Source organism: Xenorhabdus thailandensis (assembly GCF_037996785.1).
Taxonomy (GTDB): Bacteria; Pseudomonadota; Gammaproteobacteria; order Enterobacterales; family Enterobacteriaceae; genus Xenorhabdus; species Xenorhabdus griffiniae.
On sequence record NZ_JBBMXF010000007.1, the window covers coordinates 473,894 to 491,230 of the forward strand.

Here is a 17,337-nt window from a genome sequence, read left to right on the forward strand (position 1 = left end):
ATTATACGGACTGTGTAATAAAGCGCAAGGATCATACACAGATAGTTGCCGCTTAATGCGTGATCATAGCATTGTTTTCATCTTGAATTTAAAACGATAATTAAATGAAGTTTGCTATATGCCATGATTACACTACAGTATTTCTTACGGGCCTTTATATTCTGCAAGTGCCAAAGCGTGGTGATCTCCCTGTGGATAAAAAGCGTCAAAGCTGTGTAAAAGAATGAGGATTTGTGTCGTCTTTTGCGTTATGATCGTTAATCCCGATCCCAGTCTCTCTATATACAGATTATGTGGATCTTTGGGGAGCGATGATGTTAAAAATCGCCACAAGGTACATGCTCTGTTCCTCGTCACATGAGAAACAGAGAGGAATAACGCCTTGTGCCCAATATAACGTGTCTTTTATTCCGGTTTCTTTTATTGGTCTTGTTTTAGGGGAGTTCGCCGTGTCACTTTCGCTTTGGCAGCAATGTCTTGCCCGATTGCAGGATGAGTTACCTGCCACAGAATTCAGTATGTGGATACGACCCCTTCAGGCAGAACTGAGTGATAACACTTTGGCTCTCTATGCCCCCAACCGTTTTGTGTTGGATTGGGTGAGAGAGAAATATATTAATAATATCAATTTGTTATTAAATGATTTCTGTGGTCCTGAAGTACCGTTACTGCGTTTTGAAGTAGGAAATAAGCCTGTTTCACCAAACCAGTCTGCATCTCAGAAAATCATTGCCGATATGCCGGTGGCTGCTGCGCCGTCCAGTTCATCAGTACGCCCAAGCTGGGATAACGCAAAAGCTCAGCCTGAGTTATCTTATCGTTCCAATGTTAATCCCAAGCATACATTCGATAACTTTGTTGAAGGTAAATCTAACCAACTCGCCAGAGCTGCCGCCAGACAAGTGGCAGATAATCCTGGTGGCGCATACAATCCTCTGTTCCTTTATGGCGGAACCGGACTGGGTAAAACCCACCTTTTGCACGCTGTCGGCAACAGCATTATGGCACGTAAAGCTAATGCAAAAGTGGTTTACATGCACTCTGAACGCTTCGTTCAGGATATGGTAAAAGCATTACAAAACAATGCTATAGAAGAATTCAAACGTTACTATCGCTCAGTTGATGCCCTGCTGATCGATGATATTCAGTTTTTTGCCAATAAAGAGCGATCTCAGGAAGAATTCTTTCACACGTTCAATGCTCTGTTAGAAGGTAATCAACAGATTATTCTGACATCAGATCGCTATCCGAAAGAGATAAATGGCGTCGAAGATCGGTTAAAATCCCGTTTTGGCTGGGGATTGACCGTTGCTATTGAACCGCCGGAGCTGGAGACTCGCGTTGCTATTTTGATGAAGAAAGCCGATGAGAATCAAATCCAGTTGCCGGGAGAAGTGGCTTTCTTTATTGCTAAACGCCTGCGCTCTAACGTTCGTGAACTCGAAGGCGCTTTGAACAGAGTCATCGCCAATGCCAATTTTACTGGCCGTGCGATTACTATTGATTTTGTACGCGAAGCATTACGTGACTTATTGGCTCTACAGGAAAAGCTGGTAACCATCGATAATATTCAGAAAACGGTGGCTGAATATTACAAAATCAAGGTTGCAGATCTGCTTTCCAAGCGCCGTTCACGCTCCGTTGCCCGTCCGAGACAAATGGCAATGGCGCTGGCAAAAGAGCTGACCAATCACAGCTTGCCTGAAATCGGGGATGCCTTTGGTGGACGTGACCATACAACCGTACTTCATGCTTGTCGTAAAATCGAACAGCTGCGTGAAGAAAGTCACGACATCAAAGAAGATTTTTCTAACTTAATCAGAACATTGTCTTCCTAGCGCTATGAAATTTATCATTGAACGTGAGCAATTATTAAAACCTTTGCAACAGGTTAGCAGCCCCTTGGGAGGCCGCCCTACCCTGCCTATTTTAGGCAACTTATTATTGCAGGTAACAGAAGGTTCCCTGCTACTGACGGGCACCGATTTGGAAATGGAAATGAAGGCTCGGGTTACACTTACCCAGCCACATGAACAAGGTGCAACGACTGTTCCCGCACGTAAATTTTTCGATATCTGGCGTGGGTTGCCTGAAGGAGCAGAAATCAGTGTAGAACTGGATAGCGATCGCATCCTCGTCCGTTCGGGTCGCAGCCGTTTTTCACTCTCTACGCTACCCGCATCGGATTTTCCCAATCTTGATGACTGGCAGAGCGAAGTCGAATTTTCTCTGCCTCAGTCCACACTGAAACGCCTGATCGAATCCACCCAATTTTCCATGGCGCATCAGGATGTTCGCTATTACTTGAATGGTATGTTGTTTGAAACGGAAGGCGAAGAACTACGTACCATTGCCACAGACGGCCACCGTTTGGCCGTTTGTTCCATGAGCATCGGGCAAGATCTGCCTTCCCATTCCGTGATAGTACCTCGCAAAGGCGTCATTGAATTAATGCGTCTGCTGGATGGCGGTGACAATCCGCTGCAATTGCAGATTGGCAGCAATAACATTCGTGCTCATGTTGGTGATTTTATCTTCACATCGAAGTTAGTTGATGGCCGTTTTCCTGATTATCGTCGCGTGTTACCCAAAAATCCTGATAAAACATTAGAAGCCAATTGTGACATGCTTAAGCAAGCATTTTCGCGAGCCGCCATTTTGTCCAATGAAAAATTCCGGGGCGTTCGCATCTACTTGAGCGAAAATCAACTTAGAATTACCGCCAATAACCCAGAGCAGGAAGAAGCAGAAGAGATTGTTGATGTCAGTTATCAGGGGGCTGAAATGGAAATTGGCTTCAATGTCAGCTACATATTGGATGTCCTCAACGCATTGAAATGCGAGCAAGTGAGCCTTCTGCTAACAGATGCCACATCCAGCGTAAAAATTGAGAATTCAGCGAGTCAGGCTGCGACTTATGTCGTGATGCCAATGCGCCTGTAACAAAATTAACTCATTATATGATTCTCTCGCGTTTGCTGATCCGCGATTTCCGTAATATCGCGGATGCTGACTTGCCACTGGCAACCGGTTTTAATTTTCTGGTTGGACCGAACGGTAGCGGCAAAACAAGTATATTGGAAGCCATTTATACCTTAGGCCACGGCCGTGCTTTTCGCAGTATTCAGGCAGGAAGAGTCATTCGTCATGATTGCGAAGAGTTCATTCTTCATGGGCGGCTTGATCAGCAACCCCATGAACGAACTTTATCGGTGGGCTTAAGTAAAAACCGTCAAGGCGACAGCAAAGTCAGGATAGATGGCAGTGATGGACATAAAATTGCTGAATTAGCGAAAATACTGCCAATGCAACTTATCACACCAGAAGGTTTTACGTTGCTAAATGGTGGCCCGAAATATCGTCGAGCCTTTATTGATTGGGGGTGCTTTCACAATGAGCCACGCTTTTTTGCTGCATGGGCCAACCTGAAAAGGCTGCTTAAGCAGCGCAATGCCGCATTGCGACAAGTCACTCGCTACAGCCAAATCCAGCATTGGGATCGAGAGCTTGCCCCATTGGCAAGTGAAATTAGTCAATGGCGGGCTGAATATATTGCGGAAATTTCCGAAGATATAGAAAAAACCTGCAAACAATTTTTACCTGAATTCACACTTAGTATCAGCTTCCAGCAAGGTTGGGACAAAGAGAGTGAATATGCGGAACTGCTCGCGCGGCAGTTTGAGCGCGACAGATCGCTAACCTATACCGCTTCCGGCCCGCATAAAGCCGATCTGCGGATCAGGGCGGACGGTACACCAGTAGAAGATATGCTGTCCCGTGGTCAGTTGAAGTTACTGATGTGCGCATTGAGGTTAGCACAGGGTGAATATTTCACCCGACAGAGCGGGCAAAAATGCCTGTATCTGCTTGATGATTTTGCCTCAGAACTGGATGCCGGCCGTCGTCAGCTATTAGCCGAGCGTCTAAAATCTACGCAAGCCCAGGTGTTTGTCAGTGCAATCACACCTGGACAAGTTACAGACATGATTGATGTAAATAGCAGGATGTTTCGCGTAGAACATGGCAAAATAGAGGTTCAACCACAGGATTAAGATGAGCGAGAAACGTTGATGTCGAATACATATAACTCCTCAAGTATCAAGGTATTAAAAGGGCTGGATGCCGTCCGTAAACGTCCAGGCATGTATATCGGTGATACCGATGATGGTACTGGCCTGCACCACATGGTCTTCGAGGTTGTTGATAACGCTATCGACGAAGCCCTCGCAGGTCATTGTGACAAAATAACTGTCACTATCCACGCAGATAATTCCGTTTCTGTGCAGGATGATGGCCGCGGTATTCCGACCGACATACACGAAGAAGAAGGTGTTTCAGCAGCAGAAGTCATCATGACTGTGCTGCATGCGGGGGGTAAATTCGATGATAACTCCTATAAAGTTTCCGGTGGTCTGCATGGCGTGGGGGTTTCTGTTGTTAACGCCTTATCGGAAAAACTGGAACTGACTATCCGCCGTGACGGTAAGGTTCACGAACAAACCTATTGTCTGGGCGTGCCACAGTCACCATTGAAAGTCGTCGGTGATACTGAGCAGACAGGAACGACTGTCCGTTTCTGGCCAAGTATGGATACGTTTAAGATTAACACTGAGTTCGAATTCGAGATTCTGGCCAAGCGCCTGCGTGAATTATCATTCCTCAACTCCGGTGTTGCCATTCGTTTAGTCGACAAACGTACAAATACCGAAGATCTCTTTCACTATGAAGGGGGAATAAAAGCGTTTGTTGAATTCCTGAGCCGTAATAAAAACCCAATTCACCCAAATGTCTTCTATTTCTGTACCGAAAAAGATGGCATTGGTGTTGAAATTTCCATGCAATGGAATGACGGTTTCCAGGAAAATATTTACTGCTTCACCAACAACATTCCCCAGCGCGACGGGGGAACCCATTTAGTTGGTTTCCGTACTGCGATGACCCGTACCCTCAATAGCTACATGGACAAAGAGGGCTACAACAAAAAATCCAAAGTCAGCGCGACAGGTGATGATGCTCGTGAAGGCCTGATTGCGGTGATTTCCGTTAAAGTGCCTGATCCTAAATTCTCTTCACAGACCAAAGACAAGTTGGTTTCTTCCGAAGTGAAAACCGTGGTTGAAACCCTGATGAATGAGAAGCTGGTGGAATACCTGCTGGAAAACCCGAACGATGCCAAAACTGTCGTCGGCAAAATCATTGATGCAGCCCGCGCCCGTGAAGCAGCACGTAAGGCTCGCGAGATGACCCGTCGTAAAGGTGCACTGGATCTGGCCGGATTGCCGGGAAAACTAGCTGACTGCCAGGAGCGCGATCCAGCCCTGTCCGAACTCTACTTGGTGGAGGGTGATTCTGCGGGCGGTTCTGCAAAACAAGGACGCAACCGTAAGAATCAAGCTATCTTGCCATTGAAAGGTAAGATCCTGAACGTTGAGAAAGCACGCTTTGATAAAATGCTCTCTTCACAGGAAGTCGCCACTTTGATCACGGCCCTGGGCTGTGGCATTGGCCGCGATGAATACAACCCAGACAAGCTGCGTTATCACAGCATTATCATCATGACCGATGCTGACGTTGACGGATCGCACATCCGTACTCTGTTGCTGACATTCTTCTATCGCCAGATGCCGGAAATCATTGAGCGCGGTTATGTCTACATCGCCCAGCCACCACTGTATAAAGTGAAAAAAGGTAAGCAAGAACAATACATCAAAGATGATGATGCAATGGAAGCTTACCTGATGTCTATCGCATTGGATGGCGCAGCGTTGTATACCAATCCACATGCACCAGCCCTGAAAGGGGAAGCGTTGGAAAAATTGGTAGCTGAATTCAATGCCGCTCAGAAAATCATCCGTCGCATGGAGCGTCTGTATCCGCAGGCCCTGCTAAACAACCTGATTTACCACCCTAAACTGACCGAAGATGCTTTGAACGATCAGGCAAAAGTGGAAGAGTGGGTAAGCTCACTGGCTATTCGTCTGAATGACAAAGAGCAAAATGGCAGCACTTACAGCTATCAAATCCATGAGAACCGTGAACGCCAAATTTTCGAACCCATTCTGTGCATTCGTACACATGGTGTTGATACTAACTACAATCTGGATTTCGACTTTATCCACGGTGGCGAATATCGCCGCATTACCAAACTGGGTGAATTGATTGGGAATTTGATTGAGGAAGGTGCATACATCGAACGTGGCGAACGTGGTGAACGTCGTCAGGCAGTCAGCAGCTTTGAACAAGCTCTGGAATGGCTGACTAAAGAGTCACGCCGTGGTCTTGCCGTCCAACGCTATAAAGGTCTGGGAGAGATGAATCCTGAACAGTTGTGGGAGACAACCATGAACCCAGAAACCCGTCGCATGATGCGTGTAACCGTGAAAGATGCCATTGCAACTGACCAACTGTTCACGACTCTGATGGGGGATGCGGTTGAACCTCGCCGGGCATTTATTGAAGAGAATGCCTTGAAAGCGGCGAATATTGATATCTGATATTCCCGAAACTATTTACAGAACTATACCAATCTAACTTCAAGATGCGAGTGATATCTCTCCGCGAAAGCGGGGAGATATCAGGTTTCATATCGTGTTGTAAATTGCAGCTTGAAGTTTAATGCGTATATACCTAATCAATTTCAAGTTGCAGACAACAAATCTGCAACTTGAAAAATAATTGTTTTATCTCCACCAGAAAAATAAAATATTATAATAATCTATAAATATAAACCTGATGGATAATATAAAATAAATATATCCCCATGATACAGGTAAATTAAAAATTAACTATTCATAAACAGATCCTATCTCTTAATATATATCTCCCCCTATTATTAGACTATTATTTTATATCCCTTTACATTCTGTTAATCCAATAAAAATAGTAAATCTATTTTTCACAAAAAATATATACCAATCTAACTTCAAGATGCGTGTGATATTTCCCCGCTTCGCGGGTAAATATCAGGTTTCATAGAGTGTTGCAAATGCAACTTGAAGTTCAATACGTATAACTTCTTTAATTTATATATTTATTATTTCAGCATATTCAATATAACAAAACCTGAACAATGGCCGCCTTAAAAAATTATTGACAATGGATGACGGATAAAGTTAATTAATATCCAAACCCATTCATCTCGTCCGATTTATCGGAAGCTGTATCATTATCCGTAGAAGATATTTACCTGTTATATAGTAATGTCACTTAGGAGAAGATCATGCAAAAATTCACAGACCAAACATCCACCAAACCTCATATTATTGATGCTGAGATGGTGAGTCAAAATGAGCTAAATCGTATATCCGACAATGCCAATGCTCTCCGTGCTAAGGCAATGGAGCTGACCGATTCATGGGAAGGTGTCATGTTCGCATTAACTCATGATGAAATTGAAAATATTGCTCTGGCTGTTGGTTTTATTCCAGAAGTAGCCAGTAAAATTCATCATGAAATTAAGTCACTCAACTATGCAAAAATTCAATCCCAAACAGGCACTGAATCACTTGCTACCAAACATAATATGGATATTAGTCTTCTCGCACTTCGCGGTGTGACAGATTTTGATCATGCTTTGTCCCATATTAATGACAGTAATCTGGAAACAATTCTGGATGAAAATCAAGAGATATTCCAGAAAATCCGTAATGCACTTCCCGCCTATGAAGCCCGAATGAATTTTAGGCCAGAAACAGCTTCTGCAGTGCTTAAATCTCTGGGGGCAGATATATCACCTGAATTGCTTTATGAAATCTGTCCAAAATACCATACAACATCAGTTATAGACCTTGAAAACCGCAAAGGTGTCAGTACCGAGTTTATTCGTTGTGTCACGTTAACATTGGGTACAACCGTTCGCTAAAAGCCAAAAAATAATTAATGCCGCCAATATCTCTATTGAGTGGCGGCATTATTCTCAACCAATATAAAAACTTAACTCTTTTCTACAGCAAAATACGCAACATACGGCGCAAAGGCTCTGCAGCTCCCCATAACAACTGATCGCCCACCGTAAAGGCAGATAAATATTCTGGCCCCATATTCAACTTACGTAGACGCCCTACTGGTGTATTTAACGTGCCAGTCACCGCCGCCGGTGTTAACTCTCGCATCGTTAATTCGCGATCATTTGGAATAACGCGTACCCAATCATTATGGGAAGCCAGTAATGTTTCAATTTCATGGATCGGGATATCTTTTTTTAATTTCAGGGTAAATGCCTGGCTATGACAACGTAATGCCCCAATACGGACACACAAGCCATCAATCGTGATCACGTTATTACCCGTGTTCAAGATCTTGTTGGTTTCGGCCTGGCCTTTCCATTCTTCGCGACTCTGTCCATTTTCCAGTTGCTTATCAATCCACGGAATTAAGCTTCCAGCCAAAGGAACACCAAACTGGTCAGTTGGCAATGCACCACTGCGGGTAAAATCCGTTACACGTTTTTCAATATCCAAAATCGCGCAAGCAGGATTTTGTAGCTCCTCAGCCACCTGATTATGCAGCATACCCATTTGCACCAGCAGTTCACGCATATGGCGAGCGCCACCGCCAGAAGCCGCCTGATAGCTTGATACCGATGCCCACTCGATCAAATCATTGGCAAACAATCCGCCCAATGACATCAGCATCAAGCTAACCGTACAATTACCGCCAACAAAGGTTTTGGTGCCTTTATTTAAGCTATTTTGAATATGTTGATGGTTGACAGGATCAAGAATAATGACAGCATCATCATTCATACGCAGTGCAGAAGCAGCATCGATCCAATATCCCTGCCAGCCAGTGGCTCTCAGTTTAGGGTAGATTTCATTAGTATAATCCCCCCCCTGACAACTAATGATAATATCCAGCGCACCCAGCGCATCAATATCAAAAGCATCCTGTAAGATGCCTGATGTTCCTGTGCGATTTATTGTAAACTGCGGGGCTGGAAGCCCGTGTTGGGAGGTTGTGAAGAAAACCGGATTTATTTCGTCAAAATCTCGCTCTTCTATCATCCGCTGCATCAATACTGAGCCGACCATACCGCGCCAACCGATAAAACCTACACTCTTACTCATATTTACCCTGCCTTAAAAGATGTTCATCAGATACCACTGATAGCATTAAAACTGACAAAATATGGTAAAAGGTGCAAGTATATTTATGAGCTACAGCACTAGAACTTTTAAAGCGATGTGTCTGCCATTTTTAATCTATATTGAGATTTTCCCTGCTAAGAAGTGGCTCATCACAAATCGTTAGTTAAAATTTACTTCCACCGTAATGCCGTATCATTAATAGATTGCCCAAATACCTCTTTATCCTTTTTGTAATCATGTGAAACATGCCAATTTTGGCTACGTCCCTGACGAGGAAGACCAGATTCACCACGTCTCACATAACCTGAACGCAAGGCACCAAAAATATGCTCATTAACCACGACTTCATTGGGTTGCGCATGTGGTGTGACAATCTTGGCATGGCGGCGATCCATCTCATTTAATAAACGACAAATATATTCAGCTGAGAGATCAATTTTTAATGTCCAGGCATTATTGATATAGCCAACCAGATAAGCAAAATTAGGAACGTCCTGTACCAATGTTCCCTTATATAACAATTGGCTATGACTTTGTGGCTTTTGTCCATCAATAAAAAGTTCTATTCCCCCCATAAGATGTAATTTCAGCCCCGTCGCTGTCACTATGATATCTGCGGGTAATTCCTTACCAGATTGCAACAAAATACCATTTGCAGTAATACGTTCAATCTGATCGGTAACAATAGACGCTTTGCCTTCTTTCAGTACCTTAAACAGGTTACTGTCGGGAACAAAACACAATCGTTCATCCCATGGCATGTACTTTGGCGTCAAGTGTTTCATGTCAAAACCAGAACCAACCTTTCTGCGAGCCAGACCCAATAAAAACGATCTGAGCAGGTTGGGAAAATACCGACTTATCTTATACAACGAACTGAAAAATAAGATATTGCGATTTTTACTTAACGTGTAAATCCAACGTTGGGGAATAACGCCCTTTAGCAATTCTGCCATCTTATCTCTTCCTGGTATTGATAAAATGTAGCCAGGAGAACGCTGTAGCATGGTGATATGTTCAGTATCGTTAGCCATTGCCGGCAGTAAAGTGACCGCGGTTGCGCCACTTCCAATCACAACGACTCGCTTTCCTTTATAGTCCAATTCTTCGGGCCAATATTGAGGATGAATGATTGGGCCTTTGAAATCTGCAAGACCGGGAAACTTGGGTAAATGAGGTTCATCATAGTTGTAGTAACCTGTCGCCATGATAAGAAAATGGCAGGTAAATTGCCGGGTTTCTTCAGTGGCTTCATCAATTGCAGTAACAGTCCATTGGCAAGTTTCATTTGACCAGTCAGTTTGAGTGATTCTCAACCCGAACTGTATTTTCTTATCAACTTCATATTCTGTTGCTACTGAATGGAGATAGCGCCTAATTGAAGATCCATCAGCAAAAATACTGGTATCTGTCCAAGGACGGAATTTATAGCCGTAGCTCATCATATCCGAATCTGTACGAATACCTGGATAGCGAAATAAATCCCAAGTTCCCCCTATATTATGGCGACGTTCTAAGATCCCCACTTTTTTATTGGGACATTCCCTTGCCAAATGACACGCCATACCAATACCAGAAACTCCAGCGCCTATAACTAAAACATCATAATGGTGACTCATGTTGCTTCTCCTGCAAAAAGATCCTCTTAACCAGATAAGCGGTTTGTTCAAGATGTCATGTTATTTTCTATTTGCAGGAGCAACCATTTGCATTTATGTGGGGGGAGTATCAGGACGTTAATGATTGGAATTGGGAGGTATCACGGACGACTTTAGAATTTGATTAATATTTGTCATGCTAGAAGCAAAGGGTTAATTGTTGTAACTAATAATTTAATAGAGTGGATGGATTAAGAGTTGAGGACTGGACGTTTGAGTAAGAGATTTATCAGATTTGTTTTATACATTTTATTATCGTTAACATTCTATGTACTGCGATTATTCTCTTACGAAAAAATCCGGTTAGCTTACGCATAACCGGATTTAGAAAGTTTAAAGCTTTTTTACACCAAAATTGGTGGCTCTCACTCCACCGTCACCGATTTAGCCAAATTCCTCGGCTGATCCACATCCGTACCTTTGATCAAGGCAACATGGTAAGACAGCAATTGCAGTGGCACGGTATAGAAGATCGGTGCGATCAACTCTTCTACATGTGGCAGAGAGATGATCTTCATGTTTTCGCTGTTAGTGAAACCTGCATCCTGATCGGCAAAGACATACAACAAACCGCCACGGGCACGAACTTCTTCAATGTTAGATTTCAGTTTTTCCAGTAGTTCGTTGTTCGGTGCAACGATAATAACCGGCATATCCGCATCAATCAGTGCCAACGGGCCATGTTTCAATTCACCGGCTGCGTAGGCTTCTGCATGAATGTAGGAGATCTCTTTCAGTTTCAGCGCACCTTCAACCGCGATCGGGTATTGATCGCCACGGCCAAGGAACAGGGCATGATGTTTTTCAGAGAAATCTTCTGCCAATGCTTCAATCAACTTGTCTTTAGACAACATGCTTTCAATACGGCTTGGCAGAGCATGTAAGGCATGAACAATATCTTGTTCCAGTGCTGTATCCACACCTTTCAGACGTCCCATATAAGCCACCAGCATCAGCAATACAGTTAGCTGGGTGGTAAAGGCTTTGGTGGATGCCACGCCGATTTCTGCCCCTGCTTTGGTCATCAGGGCAAATTCAGATTCACGTACCAAAGAGGAACCGACAACGTTACAGATGGTCAACGAAGTCAGATAACCGAGTTCTTTGGACAAACGCAAGGCAGCCAAGGTATCAGCCGTTTCACCAGATTGGGACAGGGTGATCAGCAGGCTTCCTTTACGACACGCTGGCTTGCGGTAACGGAATTCAGAAGCAATTTCAACATCACATGGGATACCTGCCAGTGATTCGAACCAGTAACGCGAAACCATACCTGCATTGTAGGAAGTACCGCAGGCAACGATTTGGATATGCTCAACTTGGGACAGTAATTCCGCAGCATTAGCGCCTAGTTCTGACAGATTTACTTGACCATTGCTCAAACGGCTTTCCAATGTGCTTTTGATCGCCATTGGTTGCTCGTAAATCTCTTTCTGCATGTAATGGCGGTATACACCTTTATCGCCGGCATCGTACTGAACGTTAGATTCAATTTGTTCGCGCTCAACCGCTTCGCCCTGTACATCAAAGATACGAACGGTACGGCGAGTGATTTCTGCAATATCACCCTCTTCCAGATAAATAAAGCGGCGAGTCACTGGCAGTAATGCCAATTGGTCAGATGCCAGGAAGTTTTCACCCACACCTAAGCCAATGACCAATGGGCTGCCAGAGCGCGCAGCAACCAGCACATCAGGGTGACGGCTGTCCATAATTACGGTGCCATAAGCGCCACGTAATTGTGGGATCACACGCTGCACCACTTCCAGCAGTGAACCGCCTTGTTGCTGCTCCCAGTGAACAAGATGGGCAATGGTTTCTGTATCTGTATCAGAAGCGAAGGTGTAACCACGCACTTTTAATTCTTCGCGCAGTTCTTCGTGGTTTTCAATAATGCCATTATGCACAACAGCAATATGTTCAGAAGCATGAGGATGAGCATTGCGCTCGCTGGGTTCACCGTGAGTCGCCCAACGAGTATGGGCAATCCCTGTTCCACCAATGACAGGCTGTTTATCTACTTCATCAGCCAGCATCTGTACTTTACCCACTTCGCGCAGGCGGGTCATGCGGTTTTCACTGTCAACAACAGCTATACCCGCAGAGTCATAACCACGATACTCCAGGCGACGAAGACCTTCGATCAGTATTTCTGCAATATCCCGTTGTGCTACTGCACCAACAATTCCACACATTTTGTTTTATTCCCAAAAACAGGGCGATGAAGCCCTTTTATGTCGCCAACCTGATTGCGTTTCGGCTTTGCCGTCCCCGAGCTTTGTAGAGATGGGGATTTTTATTATGGATATATCTTAATTATTTTTTCTTCACTGGACGCTGCCAGTTTTTAATATGAGTTTGCTTTACGCGACTGATAACTAAATCATTCTCAGCAACGTTTTTTGTTACTGTGGTTCCGGCACCAATCGTCGCACCTTTCGCGACCGTAACTGGCGCAACAAGCTGAGTGTCAGAACCAACAAAAACATCATCACCAATGATGGTTTTAAATTTATTGGCGCCATCATAATTACAAGTAATGGTGCCCGCACCAATATTTACATTATTGCCAATTTCAGAGTCACCAAGATAAGTCAGGTGGCCTGCCTTGGAACCTTTGCCAAGTGAGGATTTTTTCATTTCAACGAAATTGCCAACATGAGCTTTTTCCGCCAATTTGGAGCCAGGGCGTAAACGGGCAAAAGGCCCAATAGTGCACTCAGCCGCAATTTCAGAATCTTCGATGATAGTATAAGGGTCAATCACTGCCCCATCACCAATAACACAATTTTTTAGGATACAACCAGAACCGATCTGAACATTATTTCCCAGTGTGACATGGCCTTTAATAATCACATTGGTATCAATGACCACATCACGGCCATGTTCTAATGTTCCACGCAAATCAAAACGGGCAGGATCTAACAACATAACGCCCGCCAGCAGTAATTTTTCCGCTTGCTCAGACTGGTAAATCCGTTCCAGGGCAGAAAGTTGCAAACGATTGTTTACCCCTTCCATTTCACTTAAACGGCTTGGGTGTACCGCTTTGATTTGACGGCCTTCTTTGTGTGCAAGCGCAATAACATCAGTCAGGTAATATTCGCCCTGTGCGTTATTGTTTTCCAGCCTGGATAACCAACGTTTCAAATCACCGCCATTCGCCACCAAAATACCCGTGTTAATCTCGTTGATTTTACGCTGTTCTTCCGTTGCATCTTTCTGTTCGATAATACCCGTCACTTCACCATTTTCACGAATGATACGACCATAGCCCGTTGGATTATCCAAAATGGCAGTTAATAAACCGATTCCACCTTCTGGCTTAGCTTCAATCAGACGCGCCAAGGTATCTTTACCAATCAAGGGCACATCACCGTAAAGAATCAGAATATCTTCATCATCCGAAAAATGCGGAGCCGCTTGCTGCATAGCATGGCCTGTCCCAAGCTGTTCAGCTTGCAGTACCCAGTTCAAATCCTGGCTGGAAAGTGCTTGTTTCATCAAATCACCACCATGCCCATAAACCAGGTGAACATTTTGGGCGCCCAACTCCATTGCGGTATCGATAACATGCTGAACCATCGGTTTACCGGCCAGCAAGTGCAGAACTTTAGGAAGTGCGGAATACATGCGAGTTCCCTTGCCTGCGGCAAGGATCACGACACTTTTTGTACCGATATTATTTGCGTTGTCATTATTTGCAATTACAGACATAAGAAACCTGACAATCCCAATTTTTAAGTATGAAAGTAAACCTGTTTGCGAAATAAATTGCCACATATTTCGCAATGCAAAAAAGCCAGTTAGTTTTCACCAACTGGCTTCTCATCTAACTGCCTATACCCTTTGGGTATTTATTACATCATTTTTTTTGTCAATTCGATAACACGAAGTTTCGCGATCGCTTTCGACAATTCAGCAGATGCCTGAGCATAATCAACATCGCCGTGAGAATTACGGATGTGTTCTTCCGCCTTGCGCTTGGCTTCAAGCACTTTAGCTTCGTCCAAATCCTTACCACGGATCGCTGTATCGGCCAGTACGATAACGCCATTTGGCTGAACTTCAAGAATACCACCTGACAGGTAGATAAATTCTTCTTCACCAAACTGCTTAACAATACGTATCATGCCCGGTTTTATGGCAGTCAGTAGTGGTGTGTGTTGAGGATAGATCCCCAACTCACCTTCACTACCTGTCACCTGAATTTTCTGTACCAGTCCTTCAAACATCTGTTTTTCAGCACTGACTACGTTCAGGGAGAACGTCATTGCAGCCATATCAACCTCCCGTCAGCCGTATTAAAGCTTTTTCGCTTTTTCCACAGCTTCTTCGATGGTACCAACCATGTAGAACGCCTGCTCTGGCAGGTGGTCATAATCACCTTCCAGGATACCTTTGAAGCCACGGATAGTGTCTTTCAGAGGAACAAATTTACCTGGTGAACCGGTGAAGACTTCTGCAACGAAGAATGGCTGAGACAGGAAGCGCTGGATCTTACGAGCACGCGCCACAACCAGTTTGTCTTCTTCAGACAGTTCGTCCATACCCAGAATGGCGATGATGTCTTTCAGCTCCTGATAACGTTGCAGGATGGACTGAACACCACGAGCCACGTCATAGTGCTCTTGACCAACAACCAGTGGGTCAAGCTGACGGCTGGTTGAGTCCAGTGGATCAACCGCAGGGTAAATACCCAGAGAGGCGATCTGACGGCTCAATACGACGGTTGCATCCAAGTGAGCAAAGGTTGTCGCAGGTGATGGGTCAGTCAAGTCATCCGCAGGAACGTAAACAGCCTGTACGGAGGTGATAGAGCCTGTTTTCGTTGAGGTGATACGCTCTTGCAGAGCACCCATCTCTTCTGCCAACGTTGGCTGATAACCTACCGCTGATGGCATACGACCTAACAGTGCAGATACTTCTGTCCCTGCCAGGGTATAACGGTAAATGTTATCAACGAACAGCAAAACGTCACGGCCTTCATCACGGAATTTTTCCGCCATCGTCAAACCGGTCAACGCAACACGCAGACGGTTTCCTGGTGGCTCATTCATCTGACCGTATACCAGAGATACTTTATCCAATACGTTTGAATCGGTCATTTCATGATAGAAGTCGTTACCTTCACGGGTACGCTCACCAACACCGGCAAATACAGAGTAACCTGAGTGCTCGATCGCGATGTTACGGATCAGCTCCATCATGTTAACGGTTTTACCTACACCAGCACCACCGAACAGACCAACTTTCCCCCCTTCGCGAATGGGCAGATCAAATCCATAACTTTGATACCGGTTTCCAGCAGTTCCTGAGAGTTAGATAACTCTTCATAGGATGGTGCTGTACGGTGGATTGACCAACGCTCTTCTTCGCCAATCTCACCTTTCATGTCAATTGGATCGCCCAATACGTTCATGATACGGCCCAGTGTCGCTTTACCCACTGGTACTTCGATTGGGTGTCCTAAATCAGTCACGTCCAAATTACGGCGCAGGCCATCGGAGGTCCCCATTGCGATACAACGGACGATACCACCACCTAACTGCTGCTGAACTTCCAGCACCAGTTTCTCTTCACCGTTTTTAACCTCAAGGGCATCGTATACTTTTGGTACGCTGTCCTGAGGGAATTCGACGTCCACTACGGCGCCGATTACCTGGATAATCTTTCCAGTAGCCATCTTGAATCCTCTACGTAATTCGTAAACCTAGCTGTTAAACCGCAGAAGCACCCGAAACGATTTCGGTGAGTTCCTGAGTGATGCTGGCCTGACGAGCCTTGTTGTAAACCAACTGCAACTCTTTGATCAGGTTGCCACCGTTATCGGTTGCGGCTTTCATCGCTACCATTCGTGCGGCCTGTTCACTAGCCAGGTTTTCAACGACGCCCTGATAAACTTGCGATTCTATATAGCGACGCAGCAGGGTATCCAACAACGCCTTAGGATCAGGTTCATACAGATAGTCCCAAGACTTCTTCTTCAGTGTTTCATCGTCTCCGGCTGGCAGAGGCAATAACTGAGTGATCGTCGGAACCTGAGACATTGTATTCATGAACTTGTTTGTCACTATATACAGTTTATCCAGACGCCCTTCGTCATATGCTTGCATCATGACGTGGACTGGCCCGATCAGTTCGGATAATGACGGGTTATCTCCCATCCCTGTTACTTGAGCAACAATGTTGCCACCAACAGAAGAAAAGAAGGAAACCGCTTTTGATCCAATAAGCGCCAAATCAACTTGAACGTTTTTATCAGACCAGTCTTTCATTTCTATCAGCAATTTTTTGAACACGTTAATGTTCAAACCGCCACATAAACCACGGTCAGTCGAAACAACCACGTACCCAACACGCTTCACTTCGCGCTCTTCAAGGTATGGATGTTTGTATTCCAGATTACCTAACGCAAGGTGTCCAATCACATTGCGAATGGTTTCTGCATAAGGACGGCTGGCCGCCATGCGATCCTGCGTTTTACGCATTTTGGACGCGGCGACCATCTCCATCGCTTTAGTGATTTTTTGCGTGTTCTGCACACTGGCGATTTTGGTACGTATCTCTTTTGCGCCGGCCATTTCTGCTTC

11 protein-coding genes and 1 pseudogene are annotated in these 17,337 nt (G+C 44.8%); 5 read left to right on the plus strand and 7 right to left on the minus strand.

The genetic code is table 11. From position 1 onward, the window contains the following. Positions 1-449 precede the first annotated feature (449 nt). The 5 genes from dnaA to AAC853_RS04785 all read left to right on the plus strand — a co-directional run bounded on the left by dnaA (position 450) and on the right by AAC853_RS04785 (position 7,861). Complete coding sequence (gene dnaA, locus AAC853_RS04765) at positions 450-1,838, plus strand: chromosomal replication initiator protein DnaA (protein ID WP_189758999.1); 1,389 nt, start codon at positions 450-452, stop codon at positions 1,836-1,838. 4 nt (positions 1,839-1,842) lie between these two features. Further along, on the plus strand, positions 1,843-2,943 hold the full coding sequence (gene dnaN / locus AAC853_RS04770) for a DNA polymerase III subunit beta (RefSeq protein ID WP_340613828.1): 1,101 nt from the start codon (positions 1,843-1,845) through the stop codon (positions 2,941-2,943). A gap of 17 nt (positions 2,944-2,960) precedes the next feature. Then, positions 2,961-4,052, plus strand: a complete 1,092-nt coding sequence (recF, locus tag AAC853_RS04775) for a DNA replication/repair protein RecF (protein ID WP_189758997.1) — start codon at positions 2,961-2,963, stop codon at positions 4,050-4,052. Positions 4,053-4,070: 18 nt separating this feature from the next. Continuing rightward, entirely contained in the window at positions 4,071-6,494 is a 2,424-nt protein-coding gene (gyrB, locus tag AAC853_RS04780; protein WP_338883916.1) for a DNA topoisomerase (ATP-hydrolyzing) subunit B, read from the plus strand. Positions 6,495-7,219: 725 nt separating this feature from the next. Further along, positions 7,220-7,861, plus strand: coding sequence for a hypothetical protein (locus tag AAC853_RS04785; protein WP_340613829.1), 642 nt, complete (start codon positions 7,220-7,222; stop codon positions 7,859-7,861). 82 nt (positions 7,862-7,943) lie between these two features. Here the strand turns inward: AAC853_RS04785 and asd are convergent, their stop codons facing one another. From asd to atpG, 7 genes and pseudogenes are all read right to left on the minus strand, one after another. Next, on the minus strand, positions 7,944-9,065 hold the full coding sequence (asd, locus tag AAC853_RS04790) for an aspartate-semialdehyde dehydrogenase (protein WP_338883918.1): 1,122 nt from the start codon (positions 9,063-9,065) through the stop codon (positions 7,944-7,946). A 191-nt stretch (positions 9,066-9,256) separates the two neighbouring features. Beyond that, entirely contained in the window at positions 9,257-10,705 is a 1,449-nt protein-coding gene (locus AAC853_RS04795) for a flavin-containing monooxygenase (protein ID WP_340613830.1), read from the minus strand. Between the two features lie 404 nt (positions 10,706-11,109). Next, entirely contained in the window at positions 11,110-12,939 is a 1,830-nt protein-coding gene (gene glmS / locus AAC853_RS04800; protein WP_340613831.1) for a glutamine--fructose-6-phosphate transaminase (isomerizing), read from the minus strand. 121 nt (positions 12,940-13,060) lie between these two features. After that, positions 13,061-14,461, minus strand: a complete 1,401-nt coding sequence (gene glmU, locus AAC853_RS04805; protein WP_338804118.1) for a bifunctional UDP-N-acetylglucosamine diphosphorylase/glucosamine-1-phosphate N-acetyltransferase GlmU — start codon at positions 14,459-14,461, stop codon at positions 13,061-13,063. 143 nt (positions 14,462-14,604) lie between these two features. After that, positions 14,605-15,027 (minus strand): F0F1 ATP synthase subunit epsilon, encoded by a 423-nt coding sequence (locus tag AAC853_RS04810; RefSeq protein WP_045967700.1) that lies wholly within the window; start codon positions 15,025-15,027, stop codon positions 14,605-14,607. 21 nt (positions 15,028-15,048) lie between these two features. After that, a pseudogene (gene atpD / locus AAC853_RS04815) lies at positions 15,049-16,430 on the minus strand (F0F1 ATP synthase subunit beta). Positions 16,431-16,464: 34 nt separating this feature from the next. Then, the gene (gene atpG, locus AAC853_RS04820) at positions 16,465-17,328 is read right to left on the minus strand and encodes a F0F1 ATP synthase subunit gamma (protein WP_193851894.1); all 864 of its coding nucleotides are present in this window, start codon (positions 17,326-17,328) and stop codon (positions 16,465-16,467) included. Positions 17,329-17,337: the final 9 nt, after the last annotated feature.

Excerpts from the sequence above, each read along its gene's own strand:
- AAC853_RS04810 (WP_045967700.1), bottom strand. The coding sequence starts at position 15,027 with ATGGCTGCAATGACGTTCTCCCTGAACGTAGTCAGTGCTGAAAAACAG.
- recF (WP_189758997.1), top strand. The coding sequence starts at position 2,961 with ATGATTCTCTCGCGTTTGCTGATCCGCGATTTCCGTAATATCGCGGAT.
- gyrB (WP_338883916.1), top strand. The coding sequence starts at position 4,071 with ATGTCGAATACATATAACTCCTCAAGTATCAAGGTATTAAAAGGGCTG.
- dnaN (WP_340613828.1), top strand. The coding sequence starts at position 1,843 with ATGAAATTTATCATTGAACGTGAGCAATTATTAAAACCTTTGCAACAG.
- glmU (WP_338804118.1), bottom strand. The coding sequence starts at position 14,461 with ATGTCTGTAATTGCAAATAATGACAACGCAAATAATATCGGTACAAAA.
- AAC853_RS04785 (WP_340613829.1), top strand. The coding sequence starts at position 7,220 with ATGCAAAAATTCACAGACCAAACATCCACCAAACCTCATATTATTGAT.
- atpG (WP_193851894.1), bottom strand. The coding sequence starts at position 17,328 with ATGGCCGGCGCAAAAGAGATACGTACCAAAATCGCCAGTGTGCAGAAC.
- asd (WP_338883918.1), bottom strand. The coding sequence starts at position 9,065 with ATGAGTAAGAGTGTAGGTTTTATCGGTTGGCGCGGTATGGTCGGCTCA.
- glmS (WP_340613831.1), bottom strand. The coding sequence starts at position 12,939 with ATGTGTGGAATTGTTGGTGCAGTAGCACAACGGGATATTGCAGAAATA.
- AAC853_RS04795 (WP_340613830.1), bottom strand. The coding sequence starts at position 10,705 with ATGAGTCACCATTATGATGTTTTAGTTATAGGCGCTGGAGTTTCTGGT.